Source organism: uncultured Sphingomonas sp., from assembly GCF_964250165.1.
Classification (GTDB): Bacteria; Pseudomonadota; Alphaproteobacteria; order Sphingomonadales; family Sphingomonadaceae; genus Sphingomonas.
Genome location: NZ_CAXUEK010000068.1, coordinates 4,803 through 15,181 on the forward strand (window position 1 = coordinate 4,803; position 10,379 = coordinate 15,181).

10 protein-coding genes and 2 tRNA genes are annotated in these 10,379 nt (G+C 72.2%); 5 read left to right on the top strand and 7 right to left on the bottom strand.

All coding sequences use genetic code 11. The features are described 5' to 3' along the window. The 4 genes from ACFE64_RS12430 to ACFE64_RS12445 form a co-directional block, all read right to left on the bottom strand. On the bottom strand, nt 1-1,526 hold a 1,526-nt coding region (locus ACFE64_RS12430), incomplete at its 3' end, for a sensor histidine kinase (protein WP_375392779.1). Between the two features lie 34 nt (nt 1,527-1,560). Continuing rightward, the gene (locus tag ACFE64_RS12435; RefSeq protein ID WP_375392780.1) at nt 1,561-2,316 is read right to left on the bottom strand and encodes a response regulator transcription factor; all 756 of its coding nucleotides are present in this window, start codon (nt 2,314-2,316) and stop codon (nt 1,561-1,563) included. 165 nt (nt 2,317-2,481) lie between these two features. Then, nucleotides 2,482-3,495, bottom strand: a complete 1,014-nt coding sequence (locus tag ACFE64_RS12440) for an LLM class flavin-dependent oxidoreductase (RefSeq protein ID WP_375392781.1) — start codon at nt 3,493-3,495, stop codon at nt 2,482-2,484. Further along, complete coding sequence (locus ACFE64_RS12445) at nt 3,495-4,397, bottom strand: RimK family alpha-L-glutamate ligase (protein WP_375392782.1); 903 nt, start codon at nt 4,395-4,397, stop codon at nt 3,495-3,497. The genes ACFE64_RS12440 and ACFE64_RS12445 overlap by 1 nt, the downstream gene beginning before the upstream one ends. Nucleotides 4,398-4,559: 162 nt before the next feature. On the opposite strand from ACFE64_RS12445, the gene ACFE64_RS12450 reads away from it, so the two are divergent. Continuing rightward, nucleotides 4,560-5,858 carry a hypothetical protein gene (locus tag ACFE64_RS12450; protein ID WP_375392783.1) on the top strand — a complete coding sequence of 433 codons (1,299 nt, stop codon included), beginning with the start codon at nt 4,560-4,562 and terminating at the stop codon, nt 5,856-5,858. A 25-nt stretch (nt 5,859-5,883) separates the two neighbouring features. On the opposite strand, the gene ACFE64_RS12455 is transcribed toward ACFE64_RS12450, so the two are convergent. Further along, the gene (locus ACFE64_RS12455) at nt 5,884-6,351 is read right to left on the bottom strand and encodes an Lrp/AsnC family transcriptional regulator (RefSeq protein WP_375392784.1); all 468 of its coding nucleotides are present in this window, start codon (nt 6,349-6,351) and stop codon (nt 5,884-5,886) included. A gap of 171 nt (nt 6,352-6,522) precedes the next feature. On the opposite strand from ACFE64_RS12455, the gene ACFE64_RS12460 reads away from it, so the two are divergent. From ACFE64_RS12460 to ACFE64_RS12475, 4 genes are all read left to right on the top strand, one after another. Next, the gene (locus ACFE64_RS12460) at nt 6,523-8,202 is read left to right on the top strand and encodes a sensor histidine kinase (protein WP_375392785.1); all 1,680 of its coding nucleotides are present in this window, start codon (nt 6,523-6,525) and stop codon (nt 8,200-8,202) included. Further along, nucleotides 8,199-9,221, top strand: coding sequence for a WalW protein (locus ACFE64_RS12465; protein WP_375392786.1), 1,023 nt, complete (start codon nt 8,199-8,201; stop codon nt 9,219-9,221). Before ACFE64_RS12460 ends, ACFE64_RS12465 begins: the two co-directional genes overlap by 4 nt. 45 nt (nt 9,222-9,266) lie before the next feature. Then, a tRNA-Pro gene (locus ACFE64_RS12470) sits at nt 9,267-9,343 on the top strand. A 220-nt stretch (nt 9,344-9,563) separates the two neighbouring features. After that, nucleotides 9,564-9,636 (top strand) — tRNA-Ile (locus tag ACFE64_RS12475). 69 nt (nt 9,637-9,705) lie between these two features. Here ACFE64_RS12475 and ACFE64_RS12480 read toward each other — a convergent pair. Both ACFE64_RS12480 and ACFE64_RS12485 read right to left on the bottom strand, forming a co-directional pair. Then, entirely contained in the window at nt 9,706-9,966 is a 261-nt protein-coding gene (locus ACFE64_RS12480) for a hypothetical protein (RefSeq protein WP_375392787.1), read from the bottom strand. Nucleotides 9,967-10,058: 92 nt separating this feature from the next. Further along, nucleotides 10,059-10,379, bottom strand: a 321-nt coding sequence (locus ACFE64_RS12485; protein ID WP_375392788.1) for a hypothetical protein, incomplete at its 5' end; no start/stop codon positions are given.

Consider the following 10,379-nt stretch of genomic DNA (forward strand, 5'->3'; position numbering starts at 1 on the left):
GACAGCACGAAGCAGGCGCCCGTCGCCGCGTCACCCAGCGCGATCGTCGCCCCGGCGGTGTCGAGCAGCGAGCGGGCGATGGGCAGGCCCAGGCCGCTGCCGCCCTCGGCGCGGCGGGTGGTGAAGAAGGGCTCGAAGATGCGGGCGCGATCGGCGGGCGGGATGCCGGGGCCGTCGTCGGCGAGGGCGAGGACGACGCGGTCCGCCTCCTGCCGTGCGGTCAGCCGCACCTGGCGCGCGCCGGCCTGGCGGCTGTTCTCGACCAGCGTCACCAGCGCTCGCTCCAGCGCAGCCGGAGCGATCGCGACCGGTGGCAGGGCCGCCTGCACGTCGGCGACGATCGCGATCGGGTCGACGTGCAGCGCGGCGACGACGCGCGCCACGTCCGCCGCCCCGTCGCCGGCGCGGGCCATGTCGGCGCGGGCGAGCTCCAGCAGGCGCGTGACGAGGCGCTGGAGACGCGCCGCGTCGGCATCGGCGTTGGCGAGGAAGCGGGTGCGGTCGGCGGCACCGAGATCGGGCTCGCCGAGCACCTCCAGCGCGCCGCGGATGCCGGCGAGCGGCGTCTTGAACTCGTGGCTGACGGCATAGGCGAAGTCGCGCAGGTAGCGCGAGCGGCGTTCGATCGCGGCGGCCATCGCGGCGAAGTCGCGGTACAGGTCCTGGATCTCGACGGCGGCGGTGGGCGGCGCGTCCGGCACCATGCCGCCGCCGGCCGCGACGCTGCGTGTGGCGGCGCTCAGCGCCTCCACCGGCCGGGCGATGCTGCGCGAGAGCAGCGCCGTCAGGAACAGGAGTGCGGCAAAGATGGCCGCGACACCGAGCGCGATCTTGCCGCGATCCTCGTACAACCCGCGGAACAGCGCCCGCGCCGAGCGCGACAGCAGCAGCACGCCGACGACCCGGCCGTTCACGACGATCGGGCGGGCATGATGGACGCGGATATCGGCGGCACGCGACAGCCATTCGAAGGCATAGACCGCGCGATAGCCGGCGTTGTGCCGAAGCACGGTGGCGGGCCGGCCGGCGAGCGCCGCGTGCACCTCCGGCAGGGCGGCGTAGCTGCCGCCCGCGAGCGGACCGGCCGCGACCCGGCCGCGGGCATCGAGCAGCAGCGGCGCGGCCAGCGTGACCTGGCGGGTGCGCGCGAGCACCGGCGCAAGACGTTGCGCGGCCGTGACCGCAGCGGGATCGGGCGGCCCCGCGGCGACCGGTTGCGGCCGGGCGGGGAGGATCGGCGTGGCGTTCAGGTCGATGCGCGGCGGCTCGGGGCGAAGGTCGGTCGCCGCAGGGAGCCGCTCGGCCACGGCGGCCGGCCAGTCGGCGGCCGCGGCGGCGGCGAGCGCCGCGCCCTGTGCCACCAGCTCCGCCTCGGTCTGGCGGACCAGCGTGTTCTCGTAGACGCGCAGGCCCACCGCGCCGAAGCCGGGCAGCGCCGCGACCACGAACAGCGTCGCGAACAGCACGGTGCGCAACCGCAGCCGCGGCCAGCGCGCCTTGAGCCAGGTCTTGGCCTGGGCGATCAAGCCCCCTCCCGGGGGCGGGAGGGAGAGCGAGCGGTCATTCCCCGCACAAGCCGAGGCGATAGCCGATGCCGGCGCGGGTCTCGATCAGGTCGGTCGCGCCCATGGCGGCGAACTTGGCGCGCAGGTTGCGGACGTGGCTGTCGATCGTGCGGTCGGTGATCGCGAAGCCGGGGCCGTGCAGCCGATCGATGATCGCGTCGCGGCTGAACACCTTGGCCGGGTGCGCGGCCAGCGTGCGCAGGATCGAGAACTCGGTGAGCGTGAGCGCGACCTCCTCGCCGGCCCATTCGGCGCGCCAGCCGTCGAGGTCGAGCGTCAGGCGGCCGTGGCGGATGGCGGGGCCGGCGATTGCCGGCGGCAGTGCAGCGGTACGGCGCAGCACTGCCTGGACGCGGGCGACCACCTCGCGCGGGGAGAAAGGCTTGGTGACGTAATCGTCGGCACCCAGCTCGATGCCGAGGATGCGGTCGATCTCGTCATCGCGGCTGGAGAGGAACAGGACGGGCACGTCGGCGTGCGAGGTGTTGGGCGCGCGCAGGCGGCGGCAGACCTCCAGCCCGTCCATCCGCGGCATGTTGATGTCGAGCACGACCAAGTCGGGCGCGGCTTGCGCGACGCTGGCGAGCGCCGCCTCGCCGTCGCCGGCCTCGCGCGTGTCCAGCCCCGCCTTGGCCAGCGCGAAGACGAGCAGCTCGCGGATATGCGGGTCGTCGTCGACCACCAGGACGGTGCGGGGCATCGGCGACACGATGGTGAGCGGCGCGGCGGCGTCAATGGCGGCGTGGAGCATGCGCGCTGGATAGCGACGTGACGTGGAGATGAGACGGCGACCGATGTGAAGAAACGGTGCAGGCCCCTCACGCCGTCACCCCGGCCTCATGCGGGGTCCCGCTTCTTCGCACGCGTAAACGCCGCCGGCCGTGCTTGCCAGCGGCGCGGTGCGACCGCGCTCTTCCTAGCTGCCCATCACCTGGTTCGCGAACCGCTCCATCTCCTCCGCCTGCGGGCTCATCTGCAGCAGCAGCAGGTCGAGGCCCGCGGCTTCATATTCGGCGATGCGCTCCTTCAGCTGCTCGGGCGTGCCGACCAGGTTGGGGCGCAGGCCGCGGTTCGAGACGCTGTACTCCTGGATCTTCAGCTCGCGCTCCAGCTGCGTGCCCGACAGCCACTGGTCGAAATTGGCGTAGCCGGCAGGCAGCTCGGAGACGGTGGTGATCCGCGCCAGCTCGCGCTTCGCCTCGGCTTCCGAATCGCGGACGATGGCGTAAGCGGCCATGCCGTATTGCATCGGCGGCTTGCCGATCGCCTCGCGGCGCGCGGCCATGTCGGCGATCTTGGGCGCGATCGCGGCGGCGGGATCGCCGTGCATGACATAGGCATCGCACTGCGCCGCGATCAGCGCCTTCGCCTTGTCGCTCTCGCCGCCGGCATAGATCACCGGGTGGTGCGCCGGCTTGGGCGCGCAGATGGCGTCCTGCGTCGTGTAGAAGTCGCCCGCGAAGGAGAAGCGCTCCTGCGACCACAGCCCCTCGACCACCTTCAGCCATTCCGACGTCCGCGCGTAACGATCGTCATGCTGATCGAACTGCAGGCCGTATTGCCGCGCCTCGTCCGCCCACCAGCTGCTGACCACGTTGAGCGCCAGGCGGCCGCCGCTGATCTGGTCGATGTTCGCCGCGGCCTTGGCGAACAGCGCCGGATGGTGGAAATTGGGGCGGACCGCGACCATCAGCTCCAGGCTATCCGTCACCGCGGCGAGCGCGGCGGCGGTGGACCAGGCGTCGAGCGCGGGCTGCTCCACCCCCTTGATGTCGTTGAGGTTGAGCTCGGCGACGAGGCTGAGCGAATAGCCCCAGCGCTCGGAGTCCTGCGCCAGCTGCCTGGCATAGGCCCAGCTCGCCGCCATGCCCTCGTCGGCCACGTTGCGCAGCCAGCCGCCGAACACGGGCATCCAGTAACCGTAGCGCATCAGGCCGCCTCCTCGATCCGGGCGATGAGATAATCGACCAGGCGGTCGTGCGGGTCCCAGCCGAGCACATCCAGGGGCCTGGCGACGAAATTGGAGAGCGCGTTGATGTCGTAGAAGCGCGCGACGCCGTCGCGGTCGTCGACCATCACCTCGACCCCGCCGACGTCGAGATCCATCGCGCGGGCGATCGCCTCGGCCGCCTCGACCAGCGCCGGCGCGGGCGCGACCGCCGTCATGCTGATCCCCGAGCCCTCGACGCAGGCGTCGGCCGGACAGAGATCGAACGCGCCGCCGCCCGCCACCTCGATCGCGTAGAGGAAGCGGCGATCGAGCGTTTCGAGCCGGGTGATCGCGCCGCCGCGGACGGGGACGTACTCCTGCACCAGCAGCACGCCGTCGACGCTGGTCGGCAGCTCGCCGGCCGCCGCCGCGTAGCGCAGCTCCGCCAGGTTGTCGAAGCGGCTGATCCCCGCGCCGGAGCCGCCGATATTGGCTTTCACCACCAGCGGAAAGCCGATCGCCGCCGCCGCCGCGGGGACGTCGGCGGCGCGGTGGACGACGCGGGTGGCGGGGATGGCGAGCCCGAGCCCGGCGATCAGCGACAGCTGGCGCGCCTTGGACGCGTCCACCGCCATCACGTCGGCGCCGTTGACGACGCGCGCGCCGGCCCGCCGCCAATGGTCGAGCAGCGCCTGGGCGTGGAAGATCGGGTGCTCTTGCTCGCGCAGGAAGCTCGACATGGCGATCCGGTTCAGCACGACGCGCGCCGGCGGCGTGGTGTCCGCGGGGTCCCAGGCGCCATCGGGGGAGAGCCGGACATGGTCGACCCCGCGCCGGTCGAGCGCGGCGAACAGCGGCTCGAACCAGAGGGGGTGCTCGTACAGGATGGCGAGATCGGGCATGGCGGCGCGGTAACGACCCCACCGGAGCCGTTCAATGCCCGTTCAAGCCGGGCGGGGCAGGGGCATGACCGCGCTCGCCATCGCTTGAACGGCGCGCGGCCCGGTTATACACGCGCGCGCAGCCCGGCGCGGCCCCCGCGCGTCGTTCAGGAGAGAAGTCCCATGAAGATGCTGTCCCGTCTCGCGCTCGCCGCGGCGCTCGCCAGCGGCGCCGTGTTCGTCGCCGGCCCGCCGGCGCTCGCCAAGGACAAGGAGGCGGCCAAGGCGCCCGGCCTGAAGCTGAGCCCTGCCGTCATCAAGGTCGCCAAGCCCGCGCAGGACGCGATCGCGGCCAACGATCCGACCACGGCCGAGCCGCTGGTCGCCCAGATCGAGGCCGCGTCGCAGACCGACGACGACCGGTATATCGGCGCGGTACTGCGCTACAATGTCGAGATCCTGAAGGTGAACGCGGCGCAGCAGGCGAATCCCAACGCGCCCGCCAGCGACGCCACGCTCGCCAAGCCGCTGGACACGCTGATCGCCAACCCGAGCACGCCGGCGGCGGACCGCGGCAAATATTATTTCCGGCGCGCTGCGCTCGCCTATAACGGCAAGCAGTATCCGGTCGCGATCGACTATTTCACCAAGGCCCGCGAGCTGGGCTATACCGATCCGAACCTCAGCCTGTATCTGGTCAAGGCCAGGATCGAGAATGGCGATGTCGCGGGCGGGTCCGCGGACCTCGACAAGGCAATCGGCGAGAAGACCGCGCAGGGGCAGAAGGCGCCCGACGAATGGTATCGCTACGCGATCGCGCAGTCCAACCACCAGCATATGGGTCCGCAGACGCTGGAGTGGCTGAACAAATATGTCGCGGCCTATCCCAGCCCGAAGACCTGGTATGAGGTGCTCGCCGTCTACGGCTTCCAGCAGGATTCGGTCGCCAAGCTCGACAATCAGCAGAAGATCGACCTGTTCCGCCTGATGCGCGCGTCCGGCGGGCTGGCGGATCAGTATTTCTACCTTGAATATGCCCAGAAGGCGCAGCTTGCCGGCCTGCCCGCGGAGGCGCAGGCGGTGCTGAAGGAGGGCCTCGCCAACGGCAAGATCCCGGCCGCCAACACCGAAGCCAAGGCAATGCTGGTCGAGACCGCCAACGGCATCCGTAACGAGGGCTCGCTGCCGGCGCTCGAAACCAGGGCCAGGGCCGCGTCGACGGGCGCCTCCGCCTCGCAGACGGCGGAGGTGTATCTGGGCACCGGCAACTACGCCAAGGCGATCGAGCTGTACCGGCTGGCGCTGACCAAGGGCGGCGTCGATGCCGACGTCGTGAACACGCGTCTGGGCATCGCGCTGGCGCGCTCGGGCGACAAGGCAGGCGCGACTGCCGCGTTCGCGGCGGTGAAGGCCGCACCGCGCGCCGACATCGCCCGTTTCTGGACGACCTGGACCAACCAGGCGGCAGGCACCCCGGCCTGAGCCGCCGCGCCCCCGACCCGGCCGGTCAGGCCGGGTCGACCGGCACCCCGGGCGCGGCCTTGGCGGTGCGGATGGTGAGCGACGTCTTGACGCTCGCGACGTTGGGCGCCGCCGTCAGCCGCGTGGTCAGGATGGCCTGGAACGCGTTGAGGTCGCGGGCCACGATCTTCAGGATGAAGTCGATCTCGCCGTTCAGCATGTGGCACTCGCGCACCTCGTCGATCCCGGCGACATGCTCCTCGAAGGCGGCGAGGTCGCGCTCGGCCTGGGTCTTCAGGCTGACCATCGCGAAGACGGTGATGGGATAGCCCAGCTTCACCGCGTCGAGATTGGCGTGATAGCCGCGGATCAGCCCCGCCTCCTCCAGCGCGCGGACCCGGCGCAGGCAGGGCGGGGCGGTCAGCCCGACCCGTTCGGCCAATTCCACATTGGTCATCCGGCCATTGGTCTGCAGCAACGCCAGGATTTCGTGATCGATACGGTCCAGCATCATCGCGGGGCGGGACTCCTCGCCGGTTGCCGGCAGCGTTGCGGGAGACGCTGTAATAAGCTTGCGGGCAAACGCAATTGTGCCACTTTGCGACGAAGTCCGTCGTTCCGCCGGGGCCGCCGAACGGTTAAGGATATGTGACCGGCCCGCCAGCGCTCGCCGGGGAGGACCAGCGTGCGTTTCGACGATAGCCTGACGACGGTGCTCGCCGCCGAAACCGCGAGCGCCAACGGCGCGCAGGCGGCGTGGCGGCAGCTCGTCGATCTCGCGGGACGAGGGCGCGTGGCGGACATCGATGCGGCCGTGGCGCGGCTGGCGGCGCTCCGGCCCGACGTGGCGGCGGGGGTGCGGGCAGCCAGCGCCCGCGCGCTCGCCTTCGCGCGGCCGCCGGCTGCGCTGGTCGCCTTCTTCGCCGCAGATTCGCTCGCGGTCGCCGCGCCGGTGCTGCGCACGGCGGAACTCGACGCGGACGCCTGGCTGGCGTTGCTGCCGCGGCTCACGCCCGAGTTGCGGTCGGTGCTGCGGCATCGCCGCGATCTCCCGGCCGACGTCGTGCGCGGGCTGGAGGCGTTCGGCGCGACCGACTTCGTGCTTGGGCACGACGCACCGGCGACGGCCGAGACCGCGCCCGCATTGCCGGCCCCGCGTCCGGTCGCGCCGCTCGACACGACGCCGTTCGTCTCGGTCGCGGAGGCGGCGCGCGCCATCCCGCTCGTCGCCGAGGCGCTGGGCCGGACGGCCGAGCCCGCGCCCCGCTTCGAGATCGCCGAGCTGGTGGCGCGGATCGACGCCTTCCAGCGCGCGCGCCCGGCGCCGTCCGCCTCTCCCCCCGCCGCGCCGGACGCGGACCGGTTTCGCTTCGCTACTGATGCGGCCGGCGTGATCCGCTGGGTGGAGGGCGTGCCCCGCGGGCCGCTGATCGGCGCGACGCTGGCGCACGCGCGGCCGCAGGGGGTGGTGCAGCTCGACGCCGCGCCCGGCGGCGCGCTCCGGCGACGCGCGGCGTTTCGCGACGCGCGGCTGGAGGTGGGCGGCGTGTCGGCGGCGGCCGGGACATGGCGGCTGGCGGCCGAGCCGGTGTTCGACGCCGCGAGCGGCCGGTTCGCCGGGATGCGCGGCGTCGCGCGGCGCCCGCACCCGCACGAAACCGCCGCGCCCGCCGCCAGCGCCTCGGACCAGCTGCGGCAGCTGGTGCACGAGCTACGCACGCCGATGAATGCGATCGCCGGCTTCGCCGAGCTGATCGGCAGCGAGCTGCTGGGCCCGGTCGCGCCCGTCTATCGCGAGCGGGCGGCGGGCATCCAGCGCCAGGCGGGCGACCTGCTCGCCGCCATCGACGATCTGGACGCGGCGGCCCGTATCGAGGGCGGCGCGCTGGAACTGCGGCCGGGCCAGGTCGACCTTGCCGAACTGGTCCGCCACGCGGCGGAAGAGCTGACGCCGCTGATGGCCGAGCGCGGCGCGACGGTGGCGATCGACGCGGGCGAGCCCGCCCTGGCGGCGGCGGACGAGCGCGCGGCGACGCGGCTGGTCTCGCGCCTGCTCGCGACCCTGATCGCCGCCGCCCAGGCTGGCGAGCGGCTGCGGGTGCAGGTGGCGGCGAAGACGCGCACCGTGCGCGTGGCGGTCACCCGCCCGCGCGGGCTGGCGGTGACGAATGGCGGCGAGCTGCTCGCGATCGATGCCGAGAGCGAGGACCAGGGCGGTCCGCTGCTCGGGGCAGGCTTCACGCTCAGGCTGTTGCGCAATCTCGCTGCCGAGCTGGGCGGCCGGCTTACGATCGAGGACGATCGCTTGACTTTGCGGCTCCCTGCCGCCTTCAATGCGGAGGTGGAGCAGGCGGCGGCGCAGTGACGGACGACGCGGGCGGCCCGCGCGGCCTTCCTGCGGGTCATCGCCCGTTTCGCCCCACGCCTGCCACGCCAATCCGCTGGCCCGACGCTTTCGGGCGGCGCTTCACCCTCTTCTGCGATGTCGAGGAGGAGTTCGACTGGCGCGCCCCGCTCGATCCTGGCCAGCGCGCCACGACGGCGATGCGGGCCTTCCCCGCCGCCCACCGACGTTTTGCCGAGGCAGGGGCGGGGCTCACCTGCATGGTCGATCACCCGGTCGCGACCGATCCCGTCGCGGTCGACCTGCTGGCGGAGGCCGCGGCGCATCCGCGCTCGGCGATCGGCGCGCAGCTTCACGCCTGGGTGACACCGCCGTCCGCGGCGCCGGTGACACCCTTCACCAGCTATCAGGGCAATCTTCCGACGGCGCTGGAGGCGGCGAAGATCGCGGCTCTGACGGCGGCGCTGACGGCGGCGTTCGATGCCCCACCGCGGGCGTTCAGGGCGGGGCGGTACGGGCTCGGGCCGGCGACGCTGGGGCTGCTGCGCGACGCGGGCTACCGGCTCGATAGCTCCGTGCGTGCCGGTTACGACTATCGTGCCGATGGCGGCCCGGATTTCCGGGCGCTCGGCAACGCGGCCTGGCGGGATGACGGCGTGGTCGAGCTGCCGCTGACCACCATCCATACCGGCCTGGCGCGGCACGGCGGCCGGGCATTGTATCGCGCGCTGGGGGCGGTGCCGTTCGGCCGCGGCCTGGCGGCGCGCGCCGGGCTCATCCAGCGCGTCGCGCTGACGCCCGAGGACATGCCGCTGGCGGCAGCGCTCCAGGCGATCGACGTCGCCGTGCAGGACGGCGAACGGCTGCTCGCCTTCTCCTTCCACTCGCCGTCGCTGGTGCCGGGGTTCACCCCCTATGTCCGCGACGAGGACGACCTGGCGGCGTTCTGGCGCTGGTGGAACGCGGTGCTGGAGCGGCTGGCCGCGCGCGGCTACGCCCATGCGTCGCTGACGGAAGTGCTGGCGGCGGCAGGCGCGTGATGCGTTGCGCGCACCGCCCGGCTCGGCTAGGCGCCGTGCCCGCGTCGGGGAGTGGCGCAGCCCGGTAGCGCGCCTGCTTTGGGAGCAGGATGTCGCAGGTTCAAATCCTGTCTCCCCGACCAAGGTACAGCCGGCACGCCGGCAGCGGCGCTAAACGCAAAGCGGCACGCGCGGCAGAATTGGCGGAGATGACGAGCGACGACGGCGCGAGAGGCGCCCGCGAAACGGAAACTTGCTTCGGCACGGCCGTCGCGGCAAAGCCCTTTCGTCAGTCGCACGGATGCGCTGGCCGACCTTGGGCGTTGCGCAACAGCTTGGCTGTTCGCGTGCGCCCGGCGGTGGGGGCCTGTAGCTCAATGGTTAGAGCTGGCCGCTCATAACGGCTAGGTTGCGGGTTCGAGTCCTGCCGGGCCCACCGCGCGCTGCGGACGCGGATAGCGTAGCTGATCGCGACGCGCAGTGCGCGCGGCCGGCGTGGCGACAGCTACGACCGACGGCGCGGCTTTGCCGCGATGCGCTCGACGTTGTCCTTCACGTCATCGAGCCGGTCGGCGGCGTTTTCCAGCGCGTCCGACATGTTCGGATCGGCGACGTTGCCTGCCATCGCCTCCATATTGTCGGCCTGCCGCTCCAGGCTGTCGGCGATCATCGCGGCATTGTGGTCGATCGCCGAAGCCTCGGGCGTTTGCCGGCAGGCGGTCAGCAAAACCAGCCCGGCGATCGAGACAAGAACAAGCAGCTTCATCGGCGATCCTCACCAGACAAAGAAAAGGGGCCGGCCCCGGCGCGCTAGCGTCCGGGACCGGCCCCTGTACCCGTCATCCGAAGGTCAGCGGCTCAATGGCCCATCGCGTTGCCGGCGGCAACGTTCGCAGCGGTCGCCGGATTGGCGGTCGCGCCGTTGTCGCTGGCGTCGGCGGCATTGTCTGCCATCGCGTGCAGGTTGTCAGCTGCATTGTCGAGCATCGCGCCGCCGTTCTCGGTCGTCGCATTGTCTGCCGCCTCGTCGAGGTTGTCGGCGGCCGCTTCCAGATTCTGGGCGGCAGGGTTGTCGTCGTGCTTGTTGCACGCGCCGAGCGTCAGCAGGCCGGCGGCCGCGACGGCGGCAATCGCAATCTTCTTCATTCGAATGCTCCCACGCATTGTGGCGGCCGGCCC